18 protein-coding genes and 2 pseudogenes are annotated in these 22948 nt (G+C 52.8%); 7 read left to right on the forward strand and 13 right to left on the reverse strand.

From position 1 onward, the window contains the following. Both HDE78_RS15535 and HDE78_RS15540 read left to right on the forward strand, forming a co-directional pair. The coding region (locus HDE78_RS15535; RefSeq protein WP_179481122.1) for an IS3 family transposase at window positions 1-599 on the forward strand (599 nt) is incomplete at its 5' end. 27 nt (window positions 600-626) lie between these two features. Beyond that, window positions 627-773, forward strand: a pseudogene (locus tag HDE78_RS15540) (integrase core domain-containing protein); the annotation flags it as partial. 65 nt (window positions 774-838) lie between these two features. Here the strand turns inward: HDE78_RS15540 and HDE78_RS15545 are convergent. The 11 genes and pseudogenes from HDE78_RS15545 to HDE78_RS15595 form a co-directional block, all read right to left on the reverse strand. Further along, window positions 839-1579 (reverse strand): sulfotransferase family 2 domain-containing protein, encoded by a 741-nt coding sequence (locus HDE78_RS15545; RefSeq protein ID WP_179481124.1) that lies wholly within the window; start codon window positions 1577-1579, stop codon window positions 839-841. A 116-nt stretch (window positions 1580-1695) separates the two neighbouring features. Continuing rightward, a pseudogene (locus tag HDE78_RS15550) lies at window positions 1696-2589 on the reverse strand (IS1595 family transposase). Between the two features lie 228 nt (window positions 2590-2817). Beyond that, on the reverse strand, window positions 2818-4689 hold the full coding sequence (locus tag HDE78_RS15555) for a methyltransferase domain-containing protein (protein ID WP_179481126.1): 1872 nt from the start codon (window positions 4687-4689) through the stop codon (window positions 2818-2820). Window position 4690: 1 nt separating this feature from the next. After that, a complete protein-coding gene (locus HDE78_RS15560; RefSeq protein ID WP_179481128.1) occupies window positions 4691-5635 on the reverse strand; it encodes a glycosyltransferase family 2 protein in 945 nt (314 codons plus the stop codon). Further along, window positions 5632-6693: an NAD-dependent epimerase/dehydratase family protein gene (locus HDE78_RS15565; RefSeq protein WP_179481130.1), complete on the reverse strand. Its 1062-nt coding sequence runs from the start codon at window positions 6691-6693 to the stop codon at window positions 5632-5634. Before HDE78_RS15565 ends, HDE78_RS15560 begins: the two co-directional genes overlap by 4 nt. Further along, complete coding sequence (locus HDE78_RS15570) at window positions 6690-7751, reverse strand: acyltransferase (protein WP_179481132.1); 1062 nt, start codon at window positions 7749-7751, stop codon at window positions 6690-6692. Before HDE78_RS15570 ends, HDE78_RS15565 begins: the two co-directional genes overlap by 4 nt. Window positions 7752-8272: 521 nt before the next feature. Then, the gene (locus HDE78_RS15575) at window positions 8273-9622 is read right to left on the reverse strand and encodes an ABC transporter ATP-binding protein (protein WP_179481134.1); all 1350 of its coding nucleotides are present in this window, start codon (window positions 9620-9622) and stop codon (window positions 8273-8275) included. Then, a complete protein-coding gene (locus HDE78_RS15580; protein ID WP_179481136.1) occupies window positions 9612-10445 on the reverse strand; it encodes an ABC transporter permease in 834 nt (277 codons plus the stop codon). The genes HDE78_RS15575 and HDE78_RS15580 overlap by 11 nt, the downstream gene beginning before the upstream one ends. Continuing rightward, complete coding sequence (locus HDE78_RS15585) at window positions 10442-11608, reverse strand: PLP-dependent aspartate aminotransferase family protein (protein ID WP_179481138.1); 1167 nt, start codon at window positions 11606-11608, stop codon at window positions 10442-10444. The genes HDE78_RS15580 and HDE78_RS15585 overlap by 4 nt, the downstream gene beginning before the upstream one ends. Window positions 11609-11837: 229 nt before the next feature. Beyond that, window positions 11838-12941: an acyltransferase gene (locus HDE78_RS15590; RefSeq protein ID WP_179481140.1), complete on the reverse strand. Its 1104-nt coding sequence runs from the start codon at window positions 12939-12941 to the stop codon at window positions 11838-11840. 105 nt (window positions 12942-13046) lie between these two features. Further along, a complete protein-coding gene (locus tag HDE78_RS15595; RefSeq protein ID WP_179481142.1) occupies window positions 13047-14756 on the reverse strand; it encodes a DUF6311 domain-containing protein in 1710 nt (569 codons plus the stop codon). A 148-nt stretch (window positions 14757-14904) separates the two neighbouring features. On the opposite strand from HDE78_RS15595, the gene HDE78_RS15600 reads away from it, so the two are divergent. From HDE78_RS15600 to HDE78_RS15615, 5 genes are all read left to right on the forward strand, one after another. Then, window positions 14905-16380, forward strand: a complete 1476-nt coding sequence (locus tag HDE78_RS15600; protein WP_179481144.1) for a glycosyltransferase — start codon at window positions 14905-14907, stop codon at window positions 16378-16380. Continuing rightward, window positions 16377-17690 carry a glycosyltransferase gene (locus HDE78_RS20860; RefSeq protein WP_218862426.1) on the forward strand — a complete coding sequence of 438 codons (1314 nt, stop codon included), beginning with the start codon at window positions 16377-16379 and terminating at the stop codon, window positions 17688-17690. Before HDE78_RS15600 ends, HDE78_RS20860 begins: the two co-directional genes overlap by 4 nt. After that, window positions 17594-18859, forward strand: coding sequence for an acyltransferase (locus HDE78_RS15605; protein WP_218862428.1), 1266 nt, complete (start codon window positions 17594-17596; stop codon window positions 18857-18859). The genes HDE78_RS20860 and HDE78_RS15605 overlap by 97 nt, the downstream gene beginning before the upstream one ends. 109 nt (window positions 18860-18968) lie before the next feature. Continuing rightward, window positions 18969-19766 (forward strand): ABC transporter permease, encoded by a 798-nt coding sequence (locus HDE78_RS15610; RefSeq protein WP_179481148.1) that lies wholly within the window; start codon window positions 18969-18971, stop codon window positions 19764-19766. Next, window positions 19766-21022 (forward strand): ABC transporter ATP-binding protein, encoded by a 1257-nt coding sequence (locus HDE78_RS15615; protein WP_179481150.1) that lies wholly within the window; start codon window positions 19766-19768, stop codon window positions 21020-21022. The genes HDE78_RS15610 and HDE78_RS15615 overlap by 1 nt, the downstream gene beginning before the upstream one ends. Here HDE78_RS15615 and HDE78_RS15620 read toward each other — a convergent pair. Together HDE78_RS15620 and gmd are read right to left on the reverse strand one after the other, a co-directional pair. Beyond that, window positions 20976-21896, reverse strand: a complete 921-nt coding sequence (locus tag HDE78_RS15620; protein WP_179481152.1) for a GDP-mannose 4,6-dehydratase — start codon at window positions 21894-21896, stop codon at window positions 20976-20978. The two genes, HDE78_RS15615 and HDE78_RS15620, sit on opposite strands and share 47 nt — an antisense overlap. After that, a complete protein-coding gene (gene gmd / locus HDE78_RS15625) occupies window positions 21880-22914 on the reverse strand; it encodes a GDP-mannose 4,6-dehydratase (RefSeq protein WP_179481154.1) in 1035 nt (344 codons plus the stop codon). The genes HDE78_RS15620 and gmd overlap by 17 nt, the downstream gene beginning before the upstream one ends. Window positions 22915-22948: the final 34 nt, after the last annotated feature.

Genomic DNA, 22948 nt, shown 5'->3' on the forward strand with positions numbered 1-22948 from the left:
ACACGGTCCAGCGCATCTTCCAGCTCAAGGGCTGGCAGGTGCGCAAACGACCCATTGGTCAGCGTCCACGTATCCAGGCATTGCCGTCGGTCGCCAGCAGGCCGGACGAGCGCTGGTCGACGGATCTGTGCCGGGTCTGGGGCGGCAAGGACGGCTGGCTCAGCTTGGCGTTGGTCATCGATTGCCATACCCGCGAGCTTCTTGGCTGGCATCTGTCGCGCAGTGGCAAGGCCAGCACGGCCGCCGGCGCCCTGGAGCAGGCGCTGATCAGCCGCTTCGGTACCCTGGGCAAGGTGAACACGTCCTTTCTTCTTCGATCGGACAACGGCTTAGTTTTTACCAGCCGGAAATACACCAGCCTGGTCCGCAGCTATGGCCTGCAGCAAGAGTCCATTACGCCGCATTGCCCGCAGCAGAACGGCATGGTCGAGCGGGTCATTCGCACGTTGAAAGAGCAGTGCGTGCATCGTCATCGGTTCGAAAGCCTGACCCACGCCATGCGCACGATCGGCGACTGGATCCACTTCTACAACCACCAGCGCCCGCACCAGGCGTTGAAGATGAAAACACCCGCTGAGGCGTATGCCTTAGCGGCCTGACCTGTGCAGGAAGTGCTGGGTCATTACAACGAGTGCCTTAACGAACACTGGTTTCCGAGCCTGTTACATGCACGCACCGAGATCGAAACTTGGCGCCGGGAATACAACGAGGAGCGACCCAAGAAGGCGCTGGGCGGGCTGACACCCGCCGCCTACGCCGAGCAGTTAAAGTAACCCTGGACTCCAAACCGTCCCGCTACTCAAAGCGGGGGACGTCGGTCGACAAAGCCCTCAATACTTTATTTAGCTCTTACGCGCATTTTTTCGTAAAGCTCGAGGTCGAGCTGATTGGCATTTTCTATAACACGTCGTTCTGTACTAGATATCTCGTCGCGCACTCCCTGAAATCCATTTTCGTGAGGAACAATAATGGTCCCTGAATCACAACCAAACCATCCCTCAAAGAATCTTGAAGTACTGCTGACATCACTGGTAAAACCAACGTGACTGAAGTGATTTTCAATATTATTGATTGCTCGTCTAATTCGAAATTTTTCGCTAATTTGTCGAGTGGGAACTCCACGAGTCATCCGCCACCAAAGATTTGACAGCTTATCGCTCAAGAGTGGAAGGCGTCCGTAACTCGCAGTAAGCGTTCGCACCATTTCGTTATTTGTTTCGGGTGTAATGCATGCCTCGACAAAATCAGAGAGACTCAAACATTCCTTCTTCAGCAAAGAATAAAACGGCGAACTTGTAAATCGACAGTGGTGCCTATATAGCGAAGCAACACGTTCAACAGGCTCTCGCATTACAGTCGCATATTGCGGCGAAGGATCACTAAATAAGGCATGAATTCCAAAAGAAAAGTGCCCAAAAAGGAGGCGGGAATCTCTATTCAAAATATTCGATTTACTCAGGCGACTTACATCATCACCTGAATAAATGAGATCAACAATTAATTTCCTCTGGTCGATATTGCACACCGCGGCGCGGAGTGATGTTCCGGCTGTTTTTGGAATATGTATAAAGTATTTCACTTCGATGCCACCTAATTCTTATATAGGCGGCCCAATCATCCATAAGAGCCAAATGATTAAAATTTACTGAAGATACTGCCTGATTAGCGCTGATCCTGAGCTGAAAAATTGGTAGCCTAACGTAAAAGCGGCTCAGGGGTAGGCATGCAGAGCACCATGGCGCGCAGCCGTCGCGGAACGAACTCAGGCAGGCGAAAAAGGCGGTTCAATCGGCAGGCCGCTTCCGCCAGATAGCGACATACGTACTTGTGATGTTTGAACGCGTGATATGTCCCTTCGATGGAGCATTTCAAGTTTGACAGCAGCACATTGACCCAGCAGGTGTCGTCGATCTCGGGAGCGGTCCGGCCGCCTTCGCTTTTGAGCACGGTATGGGCATGACCGGTGGTCTCAAAACGGCGAAAAGCACCTAGCCCATCGCTAAAGGCTTCGGCCTCTGGGGCCAGCCGCCGTTGGGCCCAGCCGGTGATCGCCGAGTTGTCGAAGGTGCACACCGGTTCGATGAGGGCTAAGGTCGGATGATCGAGATTGGCATCGGTTTTTATCGCGATCACGAAGGCCTGCTTGTTTTCCGAGCCACGGCCTGACCTGCCGCCGTCGTGCTCAGCGCCCAGGCAGGCATCGTCAATTTGTACGAAACCGTTGAGCTGGCACGGTTCCTCGCGATGCATCATCGCCTCCATCGCCTTGTGTTTCAAGCGCCATGCGGTGCGGTAGCTCATCCCCAGATGCCGTTTCATTTCCAGTGCGGCCATGCTGGTCGAGGCAGCGGATGGATCGGGAGGAACCCGGTCGTCAGCGGCAGCTTGGTAGACTCGAACACGGCGCATCTCAGCAGCGTCGTTTGATGCCAACACGCCCGAAACTGGTAGTACAACTGCCCCTCGCTCGGAATCGAGAAGACAACCGGCCGGCACACGCCGGACAGTGATACCCCTTCGGCCAGCGCGAGTGAACAGCGCCAGATGGAACTTCGCCTCGCTTGCATACTGCGCCATGAACTGTGCCATCGACAGGCCTTGTTAGAACTGCGCCCGATTCATCGCCATGCCCCCTATCCCCATCGAATGTGGGCATACCATCGCTCCGGGACGTCTCAAATCGCGCGACGACTGAATGAGGATCAGCGCTAATCAGGAAACTATAAGTGAACTTAAATTTATCGCATACGATACAAATTTATCAGATGAATATTTAGTTATTTATCGCCATAACAAAAATATTATAGATAATGATCTCTAAGCTTTAGTAGCCTTAATCGGTAAGTGAGCGCTAAATCTTCTAAGTTTTTTTGCAACTCGATAAGAAAATGATCCAAGCAATATTTTTTTGTATTGCTCCAACTCAACTCCACGCATAGCCCAGAGCATTGGATATTTGTTGGGACGACCAAGCAACGCGGCAACAAATCGAATGGGAGAGGTAAAACGCCACCCCCTGCTTTGTAAAAGGTTATGTATGTCTTCGCGCATCGCGTTTTCATAGCGCTCTGCCTCAATATCTGGATGCGGAAGTACTTGATGTGTTCCAAAATGCCTTGCGTTGTAGTCGGCAACCAGTTGTCGTATCCGTGTAGCTGATCCGGGCCCCAACAAGAGTGGCAACGAATCTAGCTTCCGCCAAATTGCGTGATGATTGGACAACCATTCTTCTTGCGAATGGACAGTGTATGAAGACTCCGCTTGATCCCAGCGCCTATAAATCGAGGTGATCTCCTTCGCTGATGCCACACCGCATACTGCCGCGGTGCGAAGCAAAAAATCCCAATCTTCTGTTGTCGTTAAAGTTTCATCGAAAACGATACACAAATCGGCATATGCAGATCGTGGAAAAGCCAGTGACACCGGCGGGCTTGCATTCTCAACCAAATGATTAAGATGATCAAAGGTCAAAGGAAAGCATGCATCCATAGAACCAACTGCACGCACACTCTGTGTACCATACGCCGTTTTTACAGGCCTCCAAAGCTGCGCAACATTACCCGCACGCAACACTGCACCAGGCGTTTTAGTCGCAAGCTTTTTGAACTCTTCGACCCAATGTCCTAGCACTATGTCGTCATCGTCCAGGATCGCGACGTATTCTCCTCTAGCCTCACGAAAGCCAACATTAAGAGGATGAGTGCGGTTACCCGAATCCACTTTGATGAGCCTTATACGCTCGCGCATTTCGAGGTGCGTATTTTCTATTATCCTCTCTACGGCTAAGCGATCTTCGCTGTTAAGCTTGTGTCCAATTATGCAGAGTTCAAAATCCTGATCAGTCTGAGCTGATAGACAAAGAAGTACGTCTCTAAGTGTGTCTATGCGACGACCTTGAGTACGAGTAACAACACTCAAAAAAGGAGATTTATCGCATTCTGGATGCGCGATATCCCCTTCCCCCGAGGAAGGTCCAGGCAACCACATTCTTACCAACTGATTCGTTTGTGCATGATCATCGACAGCATCACGGAGACTAGTAAGTAGGCCGTGCAATGCCGAAGCGCTAGCCACGGCTGGATGATGAGGCGGGAAATGTTGATCGCTTTTGGCAAGAAGAACGTCATACGCTGCAATCTGGTGCCAACCAGCCAGCCGCATTACTTTACGCAGCCCCGTGTCAGTAAATAGATGAACGTGAGTGTGGTCAAGTAGACCTGCGGTTGTGTAGTCCCATTTTCCCAATGCGAGCTTAAAACCTACATCTCTGTGAGCAACGTTGGGCACCGAGGATACCAGTGGAGCTCCATGCGATTTAGCCAGTTCGCTAAGCATGGACAGTAATTGTGGTCCAGTAGTTATGTGTTCAAGTGTGTCTATAATTGTTATGGACGCTATTTTACTTCCGTATACGGCAGCCTCAATTACCGTCTTAGCTGAAGCTACATCTGATAGATCGATATGGTGGCCGGCGAAACCTCGCTTTGATAGTATTGACAGAGCCTCTCCGTCAATATCGAAGCCGATATATTCTCGGTGCAGATCATCACGCACATGCTCTGCAATGGCAGCAACGTTGCAGCCTATGTCAATATGCACACCTGAAGCACCAGCAGTGTGCTGTTTGAGCAGAGCGATAACGTGTCCATAGACGTTGTCGTGATGGTACGGGTTTTGGTAAAGAGACATATTAGAGACCGAAACGGTGTTTAGTGTAGAAATCGCCTTCGAAGTGAGCCACTTTGCCGGCTGCGTCGATTGCCTCGGGTAAACGACCGTCTTTCTTACGTTGAATATAGCTTTCAGCCGCCTTATTCAGATGACTTTCGGTCGATGTCGCAAATGTTTTCAAAAGCCGCTCAACGATATCAAGACGAGAGTATTTGTACGCCATTAGCAAGGCAGCTTCTGCCGAATAATAGCGCTCAGAGGATGTCGGAGCCCATTGACCTTGCGGCCCAAGCCGTTTGTCATGAAACACAGCAGCCGATGGTTGGTATATCACTTTATAGCCGTTTAAACGTGCGCGCCACGAAAAATCAACGTCGTCGCAATATAGAAAGAAGGACTCACTATCGAAACCGCTCAGCTTATGGAGCACATCCATTCGAATAAGCGCACAAGCCGTCGTTGCCCAACCGGTTTCCCCCGTTGATTTGTCATAGTCTTTCGGGTGTTCAATGGGCAGCTGACGGGCTTCAACAATTCCAGTCAGAGGGTCCTGGAATGGCCGTACAAGCTCTATTAGAGCATCTGGAGCAAGCATCACGTCCGGATTCATAATTAAAACGTGATCGGTTACTGTGCCTGCTTCCGTCATCTCGTCTGCATAGGCGAGCAGCGCATTGTGGCCTTTAGCAGAACCTAAATTACTGTCAAAAAAAAGATAGTCTACGCAAGCAAGGGCGGGACTTTGGGCACGAATTGACTCAATATCATCTTTCGAGAACGTTGGCGTAGGGGAGCTATCACCGTATACCAAAGTAACCGATGCGACAGCACCGGCGCCTATGGCTAAATCTGCAGCCCGATTTAAATGTCTAATAGTCGTTAGAATACGGTCAAGTTCGTTACCATAAAGAACCGAGTGAATCCGTACATGCCCGACTTTATTAATTGGAATCTTCTTTTTCATGCATCTGCCCTTTTGTTGCCATTATCGATCCAATGGCATAACAACCGGATGCCATCCTCAGCACTAGTCTCTGGCTTCCAATTGAGCTGTTCTGCGGCTAGATCAACCTTGCATGCCGCATGCCTTACGTCGCCATTGCGATATTGCGAAGTAACGTGCGGATCAGGTGCCCCATAAATCTGTGCCGCAATCCGAGCGATACTCCAAATATTAGTACTGACACCAGTGCCTATATCTGCCAACACGTCTGTTCGTACGGTGGTTGCCGCTGCCAAGATAGCTCTAGCGACGTCCTCTATGAAAACAAAGTCTCTAAGCATTTTTCCATCTTCGTATACCGGAATGCTGCGTCCCTCTTTAGCAAGTCGAGCAAACAAGGAAACGATTCCTGTATAGGGATTAGAGAGAGACTGGCCAGGTCCATAAACATTCTGAAGCCTGACAATGTTCGCGGATGAGCCGAACGAAAGAGCCCAAGCTTTTAAAATATGCTCTTGAGCAAGTTTCGTAGCACCATAAATGCTCGTTGGCTTTGTTTGCGTGGTATCCGCACAAAAAGGAAGCGCTTGTAAACCAGGAAAGTCCCAGGTTTGTGACTCTAACATCGAATCTGAGCGTTGGCCTGGATAGCTAACGTTGCCATTAGAGTCACACCAAGCCCCCTCACCATAGACCGCACGGCTGCTTGAAAGTACAAAGCGAGTAGGGACGATGCCTCTGGCGGCCAGAGCGTCGAGCATGCGGGTGGTACCCGTCACGTTGACATGAGCATGCCTAGTTGCTTCGGTCAACGACTGACCCGTTCCAGTCTCAGCAGCCAAATGAATGACAACGTCTGGCTGAAATCGAGCCAAAAGCGAGCCCCATAACGCCTGATCAGTTATGTCACCGACAACAAGCTCCACATTATCATCCAAAGCGGATGGTCTCTCAGAGGTTTTATGCACCTGAGGATGAAGATTATCCAGGGCAATAACTTTGTCGAACTGCTGCGCCAGCGCAGAGGAAATAGCACAGCCGATAAAGCCGGCGCCGCCGGTAACGAGGCAGTTTGTCATACGTTGGTTTCCTTAAGCGATAACTTTAGGTCATTTAGACGTGGGCGTGGTTTGAATGAAAGCATCGGTTTCTCAACAAAACGCCAAGAGAACCATGCACACAAGAGTGCAATGGGCAGACTGATTAACGCGTTTTGCAGGGCCGATAGCCCGTTTTGAGTTAATTGGTTAACTACCTGTTGAACTAGAAAACCGTACAGATATAGACCGTAGGAAAAATCGCCAAATCTACCAGCACTAGAAAGCAAGCGTTGCGAGCTAAGTGCCAATGACAGAGTGCAATATGGAAGTAAAATGAATAGCACGGCTTCAGAGCCAATAAGCGAAGATGGCTGAACTAAAGCTACCGTGAAAACAAAGAATAATGCCACCGTTGGGTTAAGCAACGCATCTATGTTTAGCGCTTTTACCACCGCACCAATTAGAAAGTATGGAGCAACATCTAGTGCACTTATCAGATCACTACCGTAAATTACGGGATGAAGCGACGGCTGTGCAATTCTCGTAAATTTAAGACTGAAAGCGCAAAAAATTAAGGTGACTAGGGCGAGCACTGAGCGGGTCTTGAGTGCATTGCCTAAGACCAAAAGCAAGGGAAGAACCATGTACATTGCAAATTCTATCGGAAGGCTCCATAAAGAACCGTTAACCGCTATTGGATAGCTGTTTTGAGCAAAAAGACCAGGCAAATCGTATACAGGCCTAAGAACAATATTTTTAAAGTAGCCAAATGTATGCAAATAAGAGAAATACTGAGAAACCGGAAGGACCGTCATCAAAGGACCAACGACGAATACCGTCAGTAAGCACAGCACTATCAGGCCTGGGAAAATTCGCAGCGCACGCTTACGAAGATAGCGAAAAAAATTTGGGTCGATCGACCAGCTAGTACAAATCAAATAGCCGCTAATCACGAAAAAAATTTTCACGGCCAAAGCCTGCACAGAGTTTCCAAGAACACCTTGGTCTACCGTATGGGTTAATGGATGCGCGTGACCAAAGATAACTACCGCTGCCGCTAGCAGTCTAACTGCGTCGAAGTTGTTTTCGCGGTGCATAAAAATCCTATAATGAAAATTGAGCTCAGACTAAAGTATGGATAAGCCTCTACAAAGCAATTTTCGTAATTAAGCTAATAAATTTTCCATATTAAGTAAATATTTTTAAGCACTGCCAAGAATATGCTTGAGGCGTCTGAAGCTCTTTTAAAGCACCGTACGTTTAACGTTAATATAACTACGAATTTGCTAACCGTTTATTCGTGCTGTAGCCAGCTAAAATCTAGTACGCTGTGCTTGGCTTGCATATAAGAAGAAGATACTAGATGCGTGTAGTTGTATTTCTTTAAATTCAGCATCGTCTCGTTTAGCGCGTCACTGCCAAATCGGCATCTCCTCTGCGTGGAAGAAATTTCGATTAATTATTTCGGCAATTTCAATAAATATTAATTCCATATATTCATGGATTTTTATTAAATTTTGAATTTAAATTTGCTACTATTGCTGACTTAAAAACTTAAAACATCCATTTTATTTAATCCATACCCAGAAATATGCAGCAATTGAATAACATTCATTAGCTATATTTTAGATGGCGCCACAAGCCTCACCGAACGCATCGGAATGCCAATCAAGCCTGTACTTACCTGAGAAGAATGACTGCTTAATATGATTGCGTCGTGTTTCCATTGGTGCACAACATGCGAGTTTTGAGTACCGTCGGATACTGCAACGGATATAGAATAGTCTCCGCCCGGAAGCACTGGCATACGAAATTCAAAACTTGCGCAGCATTCCTCGCCTGGAGCTAAAGCGATTGGATTATTCAAGTACGATAAATACGTATTATCCCCAAATAGAGACAACCCTTGCTTATTACGAACTAAAAAACCAACTATAAGACTAGAAATTGGCTCGTTTGCCAAAACGTTTATAATCAGATCTACACGTTCACCACCTACACACCATGATAACGGTGAACCATGCTCATTCATTAGTTTTACGCTTTTGATCGCGGCCCCGCCTTTACCAAATCCTTCTGCAAAAATATCAAAAGGCCTTACTTCAATATCGTTACGTATGTTTGAGTGCAATACTAAGTCACGCCTAGCATCAATGAAGTCCTCATTGTGGTGAGCTATAGCATTACTAGCTTGATAAATTGGCGAGTCCAACTCATCTGCCCCCTGAGCACGTCGATACATATCGGCAAGATAGGCTTCCGTTACTTGCTTTGGATCCGCGTCTAAACGCACCGCACCATCCTGAAGCCAGATTGCACGATCACATAGGGACGTAACCGTTGTAGTGTCGTGACTTACGAACAAAAGAGTGCCGCCAGAAGCCTTGAATGTCTGCAAGAATCTCATGCATTTTTGGACGAAGTACGCATCGCCCACAGCTAGCGCCTCATCGATAACCAAGACTTCGGCATCAACGTGAGCGATCACTGCGAAAGCCAATCGCATGAACATTCCGCTGGAATAAGTTTTTACAGGTTGATCGACATAATCGCCGATATCAGCAAAGGCAACGATTTTCTCGTAACGTGAATCAAGTTCCTCGTCACTCAAACCCAATATTTGCCCGCTCATATACACGTTTTCGCGCCCTGTAAACTCTGGATTAAAGCCTGCACCGAGTTCCAGTAGAGCTGCAACGCGGCCATTGACGATGCAATGTCCTCCAGACGCATCTAGCGTTCCGCATAGAATCTGTAGGAGAGTGGATTTTCCTGCCCCATTGCGCCCTATTAATGCAACTGTCTCGCCTCGACGGACTTGAAAAGATATTCCTTTTAGCACGACATGTTCACGGAAGAACTTTCTATGTCCGCGAAATAACATCTGCCAAAGACGGTGCGCTGGACTCTCATAAATTGAGAAAGACTTAGACAACGACCTTACATCTATTGCAAGTTCAGACAACATCGGCAAATCCATTTTTTGTACGCCAGAACCACCAAAAACCAAAAGTTGTAATGCTAATGGCTATAAGCGTATACCAGCACAAACCACTCCAATCCGGCCACTGATTATTTAATGCGATAGCACGAAACTGAGTAACAGGAAAAGTCAGTGGGTTTAAATTAAGCCACGGACGGAACTGGGAGGGAACCATATCAACTGGGAACAAAATCGGTCCGAGGTACATCAACAATAGAGTTAGAATGCCAGTAAGTTGCGCCAAATCACGGAGAAAAACTCCTAGAGATGCCAAAAAGAGCACCCAACCGTACGTCAGTAAAATCAAAGGGAAAATAACTAACGGCATAGCAATCCAAGTCACAGGTAAACCTCCCCCATACCAGAGCTCGCCGATCATTAGAATCGCCATGGAGAGCACAAGATTGATAGTAGCGCTCCCCAACACAACAGCCGGCAGGAGCTCAAGAGGGAATACTACTTTCTTCACATAATTCGCGTTTTGAAGAATTAACGTTGGACCTCGATTGACGCACTCCGCCATGAATGTAAAAAGAATAAGACCTGAAAAAAGCACTAGAGTAAAGTTGCGCCCACCTATTCCCCAACGCGCCTTTAAAACTAGTCCGAAAACGAAGGAAAAAACTACCAGCAAAGAAAGCGGGTTGAGTAAAGTCCAGACAATACCGAGTACTGAACCCTTATACCGGTTGTGAATATCGCGTCCGACCAATCTTCCGTACAAAGAGCGATTGCGGAGAATTGAAATAAACGCTCCAGACACATACCACACAATTCCAGCACCACTAGGAGCGGAATCTTTTTTCATCGCAACGCCTCTTCAAGCTCATCAATGAGATCCACAACATCCTCCACGCCAATGGACAGCCGCACTAAGCCATCACTGATGCCTAGCCTTTTGCGGTTAGCGGAAGGCACCGAAGCATGCGTCATAATTGCCGGATGCTCAATCAGGCTTTCGACACCACCGAGCGATTCGGCCAGCGCGAATAGCTCGCAGCGCTCGAGCATACGCTTTGCCTTTTTCAGCCCACCCTTTATTTCGGCAGAAATGATGCCGCCGAAACCGTCCATCTGACGTTTGGCGAGCGCATGCTGCGGGTGACTCTTCAAACCCGGATAGATCACACGGTCAATCGCAGGATGTTTTTCCAGCCAGCCAGCGAGCTCCAAAGCACCTGCGCAATGCGCCTTCATACGCAGGTGCAGGGTCTTCAAACCGCGCATGGCCAGGAATGAATCAAATGGCCCTGCTACTGCACCTACCGAGTTCTGCAGAAAACCCATCTGCTCGGCCAGCTCTTTATCACCAGCCACCACGATGCCACCGACCATGTCAGAATGACCGTTGAGGTATTTGGTGGCCGAGTGCAGCACGAGATCGGCGCCGAACTCGAGCGGTCGCTGCAACATCGGCGAACAAAAGGTGTTGTCCACTACCAGAATCAAGCCGTGCTTTTTGGCAAACGCTGCGACCCGGACCAGATCCACCAGCTTCAGCATGGGATTGGTCGGCGTTTCCGCCCAGATCATCCGGGTATTCGGCTTAAGCGCCGCCTTCAATGCTGCGGTGTCGTTCAGATCGATGAAGCTGAAGTCCAGCCCGGCGGAGCGGCGCCGCACCTTTTCAAATAGGCGATAGGTGCCACCGTAAAGGTCGTCCATCGCGATGACATGGCTGCCGGAATCGAGTAGATCCAGCACGGTGGCGGCGGCAGCCAGCCCCGAAGCAAAGGCGAAGCCGGCCACACCGCCTTCCAGATCGGCCACGCAGCGCTCGTAGGCCATGCGGGTGGGATTTTGAGTACGAGAATACTCAAAGCCCTTGTGCTTGCCCGGGCTCTCCTGAACATACGTCGAAGTCGCGTAAATCGGCGTCATGATGGCGCCTGTGCTTGGATCGGGTTGCTGGCCGGCGTGGATGGCACGGGTGCCCAGACCGAGCTTATCGGCGGTTTTTCTTGGTGTCATAAGTTATCAGCCGTCTTGTGCCACCGCGGCAAACCTCCGCAGGCGACTACCATAAAAGGTTGCATATATTACCTGCTTTCAGGGCCGAGCCCGGGCAAGCAGGACACTGCCATACCGTCCAGGTTCACTGTGGAACCGGAAATTCTCGAGCAGCTGCAAGACCGTAAGCAGCCATGGGGCGCCGCTGCTATGCAAACCAACTGAATCGCGAACTTCGCCCGGCGTCGTATCAGGATTGGCGCGCTTCAGGGGGGAGCGCTGCGTTCCCAGCCGCCTTCATCGTTCGACGCCTGTATACGGACAGACAGGGACGCTCGACCCAGTGCCAGGATGCCGCGGCCAGTGCAACCGTTACCGGAACGGAAATGAAGAACGCCAGATAATTGTTCAATGAAGGACTGATGCTCGCAACGATCTGCTGAACCACGAACCCGTAAAGATAAATACCATACGAATAATCGTGCTTCGGCTTGAGTCTTTTCAGACAATTCGCGGATGCCAGCCACAACAGGCCGTAAGCAAAAGCCGGATAAAGCAGAATCGTGCTGATCATGGAAAACCGGAGAACCACATAGGCGACCGCCAGCAGAGCAGCAGGTATCCAACTCAATCGTACATTTTCCCTGTACGTGTACAACAGCATACCGAGCAGAAAAAACGGCACGGGATAAAAAGAATACGCCAATGGGAGCAGAAAAAAATTGCCCGTCGGCAGAAAGGCTGGCGGATGGTTGGCGAACATCGTGAAAATCGCCGCAGCCACGCCGACCCATAACAGGGTCCCTCGCTTTGAACCGATCACACCCGCCAGTCCCGCCAGCAAAACGATGACATAGCAGTCCAATTCAACGGGTAACGTCCAAACAGTTGCATTGGCAAAACCCTTGAGAACGTTGGATTCGAACAGTCCTGGCAACACTCCTCCCACATGCCCGATCAGGGAAGTGTTGTGCAGCAGCCAAGACAATGTTTGCGGGTTGGCGAAATAGGCGGAGACTGTCATGCTCGAGAAGAGGGGGCCGATGAACAAACCGATAAACAATGCGCAAACAATGGCTCCGGGCCAGATTCGCAAAGCGCGCAGCAAAACAAAACGCATCGGTGACGGCTGTTTAAAGAAGCTGGCGGAAACGAGCATGCCGCTAATCAGGAAGAACCCATAAACCGCCAGGCTTCCAAATGATTCCCGATGCGTGAATATCAACATCGATTCCATCTTGCTGCCGGCTTGCAGCCCGTACGAATGTCCTAGCATCACCGCCAGCGCGGCGACAAGGCGGATAAGGTCGAAATTGTTATTCCCACGCTCAAGCGTTTCGGAAAGCGTTTTCATGTCACTTTTCCCCGAATTCGGATCAGCAAAGACGAAAAACGCGCCGCTGCCCACGACAGTGTTTCAGGGATGAGGCAAGATAAGTCACAGCGGTTGACGGCATTGCTAGACACCGCACGCGGCTCGAGACTCTAAGGAGAGGTCAGGCAGACTATCCGGCACCACAATGTGCAGACCGTCGATCGTTCCATACCATAATGTCGATCCGGGAACACAAATCAACTGTTTCCACAGCGGCTCGTCTTCGACTACGTAAAACGTTTCCGGCTCGGCCAGCCCGCGCTTGAGCAAAGCAATGCGCGCGGCCCGGGCTTTGGCCATCTGCTCCTGGTCTTGACGTGCAAGATAGGCGATGTTTATCGTCATGCCATTGATTGCCGCAAAGTCAGCCACACTGTGATAACTGGGCACGAACGTCACCCACTCGACAGGAATGGTGGCAGGTTGCAGGTAACCGACATGTTTGTAGCGCACGGCAAGGTCAACCCAGAGCGGGGATGTCATCACCGAATGCCACGTGTGATTAGCCGCGAGCTTGTTGCGCATATCCATCACTGGTTTCGACAGATCGGCGAATTGGACTATCAAGCAAAACGCCAACAAATAGCGCACGTAACGCAAGGGCATACTTCGCAGCAAAATATATAGGACCGCAAATAGCAGGAGATACCACGTCGGCCACATCATGCGCGCGGAAGCACGGAATACGTCGTAGAAATGATCAAGCCAAGGTACCAGCGGATAAGAAAAAAGAAGCCGCTGAGAAAAATAAATCTTGTTGCCCAACGCATAAACAAATAGAGCGCCGCAAGCGACAGAAGCCGCTATCCAACTCGATGGTGGCTGTACTTCGCTGCCTTGCCGATGAATTTTGCCGGCGGCGTGCGCCACGCAGCTGGCGATAGCGACAAGCAATATGAGAATAAACCCAAGCCCGAAGTAGCCAAATCCATCATAGGCAAGCAAATCCATATCCGATGCGGGGAGGAACCTCGACCATTCACCCCACACCCGAATACCTGTCCACAGCGGAAAAAACAAGTCCAGATGCGAGCGGATGCCTGCGGTTATCGTGGAACTGTGAACCAGGTAACCGGCCGCCCACATCAGCGCTAACACCGCGAAAGCGGTGATAAGACAGTGCACGCATACCTTGGTGAGCGTGTATTCACCGCGCCATAGGCGCTGAATCAGATCGGCGAACCACAGCACCAAAAGCATCGCAAAGAGATAGGCGTGCACCAAAACGGTTACACATAGAAGAATGGACCAGGGAAGTGCGCGGAACCGAGTGTCAAAAAATAGATAGAAGGCAGCAAGCAACACCCACTGCGCGGAGAGTGCTGGATGCAAATAGACGCGCATCAGAAAGATGGTGGCGCTAAGAAAAAAAGCCGTACCCAAGAGTTTCACTACGGGGTCATTGGTGAGCCTACCCAACAACTTTCGGGCAAACCATCCCTGCAGGAAGAAACATGAAAGCGCCCACAAGCCGAAGTACTGAAAATCCTTGGGTAGCAGCGGCGATAAAAGCTTGAATGGAATGGCGACCAGCGGAATGCTGTCGGACAAGACAATTGTTCCAGGCGCATCACTGCCATTGGCTGGATTGTTGCCAATCGGCCACTGCCACCAGGTCGAATGGCGAAAGAATTGCCATCCTTGGTAATGAGTCGGCGTATCGAGGCCCGACATGACCCAACCTACGTGGCCTGGCGCGATCGTATAGGCGCCACCCCAAATCCAGAAGGCCATCAGCCCCATCAGCAGAGTCAGCCAGAGCGTCCAGTCATATCCCGTTTTCGGAAAATTCATCGCTCGCCCATCACGCCATTGCCCCTTGTTATAAAACACATGCGCCAGAAATGCCGCGGCATGCTATGGCAATCTGTAATCGGTCCTGGCTCAAGCCACTATACTGGCAGACGGCCCGCGCCGATGGCCACGAGAGAGACCTTTATCGATGCGGATTCTCACTTACTGCGATGTCGAGGTCGGCGATATTGGCCGGCGCCTTGGCACGCCGGAGTACAGCTATTACTTCGTGCTCGAGTCGTTTCATGAGGCTTTGACAAAATTTGCCGAGGTGCGGCGCATTCACTCGTCTGGGGAAGCTAACGCTGCGTGGGTTGAATCCAGAGCTCGTCGCGAAGACTGCATGCTCTTGTCGTTCGCTCCGCCAAACAAGACCCTGCAGGGTGTGCAGTGCCCGACGATTCCCGTATTCGCCTGGGAATATCCCAACCTGCCCGTTACCACCGATGAGGAGAGCTGGCGGGACGATCCTCGGCACGACTGGCCAATGGTATTACTGAATTGCCGCGCAGCAATCACACTCTCCACGCACACGAAGCGGGCGGTAAGGGACAGCCTGGGGGATGCGTACCCGATCGAAGCGGTGCCCACGCCCCTGTGGGAGAAATTCGGGCTCATGCGTCGCCGTGGCGTGCTGGCACCCGATCGTGAGGCTGTCGACGTGTGTCTCAACACGCAGCTGGTCGACAGTAGACTGCTCGGGCTATCCGCCGAAGGATTGATGACCGATCATCCTGATGACGGCACACCCGTGAACCCATTGGTGGATGCGATCCTGACTGCGGTGCCGGCGGCTGCGCAAGACGGCTGGCTCGCGACACGGAGTGGCCGACCGAAGAACTCTGAAGTGGTGGACGCAAGCTCACGGATAGGCAACCCTCCAGTTGGCGCCGGCTGGGATATTCCGCCACTGTACGATGTCAGTACCCGCCTCTCGGGGGTGGTGTATACGGCCGTGCTCACGCCGTCGGATGGCCGCAAGAACTGGGAAGACATCATTACCGCCTTCGGCTGGGCCTTCCGCGATGTCGAGGACGCGACTTTGGTACTCAAGCTGGGCGGACCGGATCGAGTGAAGCATCATCATCAGATGCTGATGCTGATGTCCAAACTGTCGCCCATGAAATGCCGGATCGTTGCGCTGCATGGCTACCTCGACGAGGCTGACTACCACCAGCTGATCGGTGCCAGCACCTACTACGTCAACGCGTCGCTGTGCGAGGGATTGTGCATGCCGCTGCTGGAGTTTCTCTGCTGCGGCGTGCCGGCCATCGCACCGGACCACACCTCGATGGCTGACTACATCAGCCCCGACTTTACCTTCGTGGTCGACAGTACCCCGAACCTTCCCACGGTATGGCCCCACGGCGATCATCAGGTCTATAAAACCTCCCGCCATCAGATCAACTGGCACTCGCTGATGCTTGCTTATCGGCAAAGTTACCTCGTCGCCAAGAGTGACGTAGCGGCGTATACCACCATGTCTGAAAGCGCCATGGCCGCCATGCAGGCTTACTGCGCCACCGATGCAATCTCCAAGCAACTTCATCAGTTCCTTGCAGCGCGCCTGCATGACTTCAGCATCGAAGAGGACAGGATGGATTGGACGGCATTGGCGTCATGATCATCCTTGTGCACACGGCATTTCACGGCGGCAATGTCGCCTCCAATCTTGGGCAACCGGAGTACAGCTACTATTTCGTGCTGCGCGAATTTCGCCCGATGCTCGAACAGCTCGGCATCGTGATCGATATCCACAACCCCGAGCGTGATGTGGACGTCATCTACCGAAACTGCCTGAAGCGTGGCGTTCCGTGCGTGTTCCTGTCGTTCCTACCCCCGAACAAGACACCACTGGGCCTGGCTTGCCCGACCATTCCTGTCTTTGCCTGGGAATACCCCAACATCCCGGATGAAGATTTCAGCGGCAAGACGCGCAACGACTGGCGGCGTGTGCTCAAACAGGTTGGCGCCGCCATCACCCATTCGACGTTTACCGTTGAAGCGGTGAAACGCGCGGTGGATGGAGCGTTTCCCATCATCGCAGCACCTGCGCCATTGTGGGACCGACTCGCTGCGGGAAACCGCCCTGCCTCGCCCCCAGGCGCACGCTCCTCGCGCCTGCGCGTCGACGGCATGGTCATCGACAGCCGGCTCATCGATCTCAGCAATTATTCAAAGGCCAATGAACTGGCCTGCGCTCCAGAGCCTCTTCCGTTACCCCGCGAACGATGCGAAGGCGCCTCGGAGCTCGAACTCGATGGCATTGTCTATACTTCGGTATTCAACCCCGGAGACGGCCGAAAAAACTGGGTCGATATGATCAGCGCCTTCTGCGTCGCCTTCGCCCGCACCGCGGACGCGACCCTTCTTTTGAAGCTGAGTCACCACGACATCCGCGAAGTCGTGCCGAAAATGCTCGAATGCATGCACAAGGGCGACAACTTCGCCTGCAGAGTCGTGATTGTTCATGGCTATCTTCGCCAGGAAGACTATGAGTGCATGGTCGATGCCACTACGTATGCGGTAAACACCTCGCACGGCGAAGGTCAATGCCTGCCGTTGATGGAATACATGTCCAGCGGCAAGCCGGCCATCTCCCCCCGGCATACGGCCATGCTCGACTACATCGACGAATCCTGCGCCTTTGTGGTCGACAGTTTCCTGGAACCGGGAACGTGGCCGCACGATATGCGCCAGGCATTTCGAACCTTGCGCGAGCATGTTCGAGTCGATTCCCTGATCCATGCCTATCGCTCGAGCTACTACGTTGCCAAACAGGAACCGGATACCTATCGGGCGATGGCCGCGGCCGCCAGGGAATCGCTGCGGGCCTATTGTTCGCATGCCGTGGTGGGTCCCCGTCTCGCTGGATTTCTGCAGGCAGTCATTGCCAGCGATCTACAGCAGGCAGGGAGTCTGTCGCCACTGTGACCACTACGGTGACGCCTACCATCGAGAGTCATCAACGTCGCATCGACGATATCGAATGGCTCCGCGCTGTCGCGGTACTGGGCGTGGTCGTGCACCATGCGCAGGGCAACCTGTTCAACTGGAACCCAGCGTGGCTCGGCAATCTGCTCGGCCATCTCGACATGTGGTCTGGCGTCGACATTTTTTTTGCCATCTCGGGCTTCGTCATCGCACGAAGTCTGCTGCCTAAGCTGCAGGTGTGCCAGAGCGAGCTTGGAGCGGCGAGTCGACAAGTCGGCGCATTCTGGATAGCCCGTGCGTTTCGGTTGTTGCCCTCGGCGTGGCTTTGGCTGGCTCTGATCCTGATCGGCGCATGGCAGTTCAACCGGCTTGGCGCCTTTGGCAGCGTGCACACCAACGCCATGGCTGCACTGGCAGGCATCTTTCAGGTGGCCAACTTTCGTTTCGCCGATGCCTTCGCCAACTATCCTTACGGCGCCAGCTTCGCTTACTGGAGCCTGTCTCTCGAGGAACAGTTTTACCTGGCGCTGCCGCTGGTCGCACTGCTGCTGCGACGCCATGTAGCCTGGTTGTTGGTGCTTCTTATTATTGTGCAGGCGATCCTTCCACGCACCTTGTTGACGATGTCCCTTCGCACCGATGCCCTGGCTTGGGGAGTACTGCTGGCGCTGACCAGTCGACTTCCGATATTTGACCGCCTGGAACCACGCTGGCTGCATGGCCGACGCTGGCTGCAGCGTGCGATCACTCTTTTGCTTGTCGTGGCGATTGCCGCGGTTTCCGCGCGCGAATCGTTGACGATAGGGCACCGCGTCTCACTGATCGCGGTGCTGGCCGCCATCCTTGTCTGGCTGGCCGCCTACAACCACGATTTTCTCAGTGGGCTCGATGGCCCGATCAAACGCATCATGATCTGGACCGGCCAACGCTCTTATGCGATTTATCTTATTCATGTGCCCGCATTCTTTTTCATCCGCGAATGCTGGTTTCGCCTCATCGGAACGCCACCGCAAGGTGGTCTGATACCGACGGCGGTCTTCGCTATTGCGGCGGGCGCGCTCATCGCATTGCTGGCAGAGTTCAACTTCCGGATGGTTGAACGGCCGCTACGGCGAGTTGGAAGACGTGTGGCCAATCGCATCGCAAAACCTTCTGCGGACATGGCGTGACCCCATCCAACCTGTACGATGCGTAGTCCGCACCATCATGCACTGGACGGATTGCATCAACGGATCGCCCGGTAAAAAATGAAATGAACCTGTTACACGAGGTGTTCGAATGTCCCTGAAGCTGGGTCGTGCCCTTTGGCGTTATCGCGGATTTGTCTTGGGCAGCGTCAAGCGCGAATTCCAGGCGCGCTACCGCAACTCTCTGATGGGCGCAGCGTGGACGGTGTTGCAGCCGCTGGCGATGATCACCGTCTATACGGTGGTCTTTTCCCAGCTGATGCAGGCGCGACTACCGGGCGTCAATGACCCTTTCGCCTACAGCATCTATTTGTGCGCTGGGCTCCTGACCTGGGGTTTGTTTGCGGAAATCGTGCAACGGTGCCAGACCGTTTTTCTGGACAACGGCAACATGATCAAGAAGCTCAGCTTTCCGCGTATTTGCCTGCCAACCATCGTTGTCAGCAGTGCGCTGGTCAATTTTGCGATTACCTTTGCGGTGTTTCTCGCATTTCTGCTGATTACCGGCCATTTCCCCAGTTGGGTTGTGCTGAGCATGATCCCGTTATTGTTATTCCACACCATGTTCGCCGCCGGCCTGGGTATAGCGGTCGGGGTTCTCAACGTGTTTTTTCGGGATGTCGGACAGTTCGTCAACATCTTGTTGCAGTTCTGGTTCTGGTTTACGCCGATCGTTTACTCCACCGCCACGCTGCCGGCCGTGGTCAGGCCATGGATTCGGTTGAATCCGCTGACACCGTTTGCACAGGCGTATCAGGGTATTTTCGTCAATGGTACGTGGCCACAGTGGTCGACGTTGTGGCCGAGCATTGTTTTGGCAACCGTGCTGTGCGTACTTGCGCTGAGCCTGTTCCGCAACCGTTCGGCTGAAATGGTGGATGAACTGTAATGGGCGATATTGTCGTCAGCGGCCTGGGCAAGGCCTACAAGAGTTATCCCAGTCAATGGTCGAGGTTGGCCGAGTGGATCAATCCCTCGGGCAAACCGAAGCACAGGCTGCACTGGGTGCTGCGGGACATCAATTTCCACCTGCGTGCCGGCGAAGCCGTGGGTATTGTCGGAGCCAATGGTGCCGGTAAAAGCACCCTGCTGAAGTTATTGACGGGCACCACACGGCCGACGACCGGTAAAATTTCGGTCAACGGCAGCGTCGCGGCGCTGCTTGAACTGGGCATGGGCTTTCATCCGGACTTTACCGGCCGGCAGAACGCCATGATGGGCGGTCAGTTGCTCGGCCTTTCCGTCGAGGAAATCCTTCGATTGATGCCGTCCATCGAGGCTTTTGCGGAGATCGGCGAGTACATCGATCAGCCCGTGCGTACCTACTCCAGTGGCATGCAGATGCGCCTGGCTTTCAGCGTCGCTACCGCGCGCAGGCCAGATGTACTTATCGTTGACGAGGCGCTGTCGGTCGGCGACTCGTATTTCCAACACAAAAGCTTTGAACGCATTCGTGAGTTTCGCCGCGCCGGCACCACACTGATGATCGTCTCGCACGATCGCTATGCCATCCAGACGATCTGCGATCGAGCAATACTCCTGCAGGCAGGGCAGCTGATCAAGGAAGGTCTGCCGGTCGACGTACTGGACTTTTACAACGCCATGATGGCCGAACGCGATCAGTTGCTCGTACGTCAGGAGAAACTGGCGGATGGCCGCATGAAAACCATTTCCGGCAGTGGCGAGGCGACCGTTGCCGAAGTCAGGCTGTTGAATGAAAACGACGAAACCGCCGACAGCGTCGAAGTGGGCGATGCCCTGGAACTTCAGGTAAGGGTTGCGATCAAAGCACCCATACCGCGACTGGTGCTTGGCTTCATGATCACCGATCGTCTGGGCCAGTGCATGTACGGTATCAACACGCATCGCCTTGACCAACCGTTGACCGACCTTTTGCCGGGCGAGGAAGTACTCTATCGCTATCGCTTTCCGGCAAACCTTGGAAAGGGCAGTTACTCGATATCACTTTCGCTATCACGCGAAGACTCGCACCTGGACACGAACTACGAGTGGCGCGACAACGCCTGGATGTTCCACGTCGTCAATACGCGTCAGGAAAATTTCGTCGGCACCAGCTGGCTCGATGCAAAAGTAGATATCAGCCGTGCGGCGGAGCCTGATACATCCAGAGCAACGTTTCCCTGAGCGAATAAGGGGGGAGCGTTCCGATGCGGCCTTGTAGGCGCACACTGCTACCTTGCAGGCGCCGTACCTCGTTTGTGCGAACAAACGCTGGGTTGACGCTGACATCGATCGAATAGCCGGCAATTTCTTCCATCATTGCGATCACCTCGCGCAACGAATAAGTGCTTCCGGTGCAAATATTGAAAGTGTCGACTTCATTGTGGGTTTCAAGCAGACGTCGATAAGCCCACGCCACGGCACGTACGTCTGTGAACTCACGCCAGACATCCAGGTTGCCGAGCTCGATATGGCGTTCGCCGCGCCGGAAATGATCCACGATTTTCGGAATAAGAAACTGCGGTCTCTGCCCTACTCCGGTGTAATTGAACGGTCGGCTGAACAGTATCGGCAAACGCTCGGCCCAGGTCCTGGCCATATATTCCATGGCCAGCTTGCTGACGGCGTAGTCATTGAGCGGAGCCAACGGAGTGAGCTCGTCCAGCGGACCTTCACATCCTTGGGCATTGCCGTAGACATTCGCACTGCTGGCCAGCAACACGCACGACGGATGTTCCTGCAAACTGACCAGCGCAGACAGCAGATTGCGTGTCCCCATAATATTGGTGCGATAGATCGCCTCCGTATCGCCGTGGGCGACAAAAGCGATAGCCGCCAGATGGATGACGGCCTGCGGACGGATCTTTTGCACGATCTGCGCCAAGGCGTTTGCGTCAAGTAAGTCGACCAGATCGTCCGTATCCGCTCCCACTTTGGAGGACAGACCAAAGACCTCATACCCTGCCTGCCTGAGCTCGGCACCAACATAGCGCCCGGTGAACCCTTCGAGGCCCGTCACCAGTACTCGTGCGGAAGGTCGCTCAGAAGGAAAGACCATGCGCGTTCCTGCGTAAGTCGGCGTCCACCATCATCCGGCAAAGCAATTCCAGCGAGGTCTGTGACGCCCAACCCAACTCATCCTTGACCTTGCGTGCATCGCCGATCAACAGATCCACCTCGGCGGGCCGGTAGAAACGGGGATTGATCTGCACCAGCGTTCTGCCTGTTTTCGTATCGACTCCTATTTCCGCGAGGTTCTGACCTTGCCAGGCGATTTCGATATCGGCCGCCGCAAACGCCATGCTGGCGAAATCGCGGACCGTTTCCGTGCGCTGGGTGGCCAGCACAAACGTGTCAGGCACCGCCGCCTGCAGCATCCGCCACATGCCGTCGACATACTCTTTGGCGTAACCCCAGTCGCGCCGGGCATCCAGATTGCCCAACTCAAGGACACCAAGCTTGCCGAGCCGGATCTTGGCCACCGAATCGGTGATCTTCCGAGTCACGAACTCACGCCCACGCAGCGGCGATTCATGATTGAAAAGAATCCCACTGGCGCCGAAAAGCCCGTACGACTCGCGATAATTGACCGTGATCCAGTGCGCGTAAAGCTTGGCGACACCATAGGGGCTTCTGGGGTGGAAGGGCGTCTCCTCATTTTGAGGTATGGCGTGGACCTTGCCGAACATCTCGGATGTCGAGGCCTGATAGAAACGTATGGTTGAATCAACCACGCGTATCGCCTCAAGAAGGTTCAGAGCTCCCACACCGGTGATCTGCGCCGTGGTGACCGGCTGATCGAACGACACGCCGACAAAGCTCTGTGCCGCGAGGTTATACACCTCTCGAATCGCGTATTTGTCCAAGAGTCGAATGGCAGAGCCCATGTCATTGAGATCGAATTCCACCAGCTGCAGCTGCGGATGATCGGAAATCCCCAATTCTTCAACGCGCCAGAAATTAGTGGAACTGGTGCGACGGTACGCGCCCACCACACGATAGCCTTTATGCAGAAGAAACTCCGCCAGATAGGCGCCGTCTTGTCCGGTGATACCCGTGATTAAAGCCGACTTCATCTAGCACTCCTGCACCTTTTCGATCCCCGCATGT

It is taken from the genome of Rhodanobacter sp. K2T2, from assembly GCF_013408815.1.
In the GTDB taxonomy this organism is placed as follows: Bacteria; Pseudomonadota; Gammaproteobacteria; order Xanthomonadales; family Rhodanobacteraceae; genus Rhodanobacter.

Coding starts and splice junctions, on each gene's coding strand:
- HDE78_RS15575 (WP_179481134.1), bottom strand. CDS start 9,622: ATGTTGTCTGAACTTGCAATAGATGTAAGGTCGTTGTCTAAGTCTTTC.
- HDE78_RS15565 (WP_179481130.1), bottom strand. CDS start 6,693: ATGACAAACTGCCTCGTTACCGGCGGCGCCGGCTTTATCGGCTGTGCT.
- HDE78_RS15620 (WP_179481152.1), bottom strand. CDS start 21,896: ATGGTCTTTCCTTCTGAGCGACCTTCCGCACGAGTACTGGTGACGGGC.
- HDE78_RS15580 (WP_179481136.1), bottom strand. CDS start 10,445: ATGAAAAAAGATTCCGCTCCTAGTGGTGCTGGAATTGTGTGGTATGTG.
- HDE78_RS15600 (WP_179481144.1), top strand. CDS start 14,905: ATGCGGATTCTCACTTACTGCGATGTCGAGGTCGGCGATATTGGCCGG.
- HDE78_RS20860 (WP_218862426.1), top strand. CDS start 16,377: ATGATCATCCTTGTGCACACGGCATTTCACGGCGGCAATGTCGCCTCC.
- gmd (WP_179481154.1), bottom strand. CDS start 22,914: ATGAAGTCGGCTTTAATCACGGGTATCACCGGACAAGACGGCGCCTAT.
- HDE78_RS15555 (WP_179481126.1), bottom strand. CDS start 4,689: ATGTCTCTTTACCAAAACCCGTACCATCACGACAACGTCTATGGACAC.
- HDE78_RS15595 (WP_179481142.1), bottom strand. CDS start 14,756: ATGAATTTTCCGAAAACGGGATATGACTGGACGCTCTGGCTGACTCTG.
- HDE78_RS15585 (WP_179481138.1), bottom strand. CDS start 11,608: ATGACACCAAGAAAAACCGCCGATAAGCTCGGTCTGGGCACCCGTGCC.
- HDE78_RS15590 (WP_179481140.1), bottom strand. CDS start 12,941: ATGAAAACGCTTTCCGAAACGCTTGAGCGTGGGAATAACAATTTCGAC.
- HDE78_RS15615 (WP_179481150.1), top strand. CDS start 19,766: ATGGGCGATATTGTCGTCAGCGGCCTGGGCAAGGCCTACAAGAGTTAT.
- HDE78_RS15570 (WP_179481132.1), bottom strand. CDS start 7,751: ATGCACCGCGAAAACAACTTCGACGCAGTTAGACTGCTAGCGGCAGCG.
- HDE78_RS15560 (WP_179481128.1), bottom strand. CDS start 5,635: ATGAAAAAGAAGATTCCAATTAATAAAGTCGGGCATGTACGGATTCAC.
- HDE78_RS15610 (WP_179481148.1), top strand. CDS start 18,969: ATGTCCCTGAAGCTGGGTCGTGCCCTTTGGCGTTATCGCGGATTTGTC.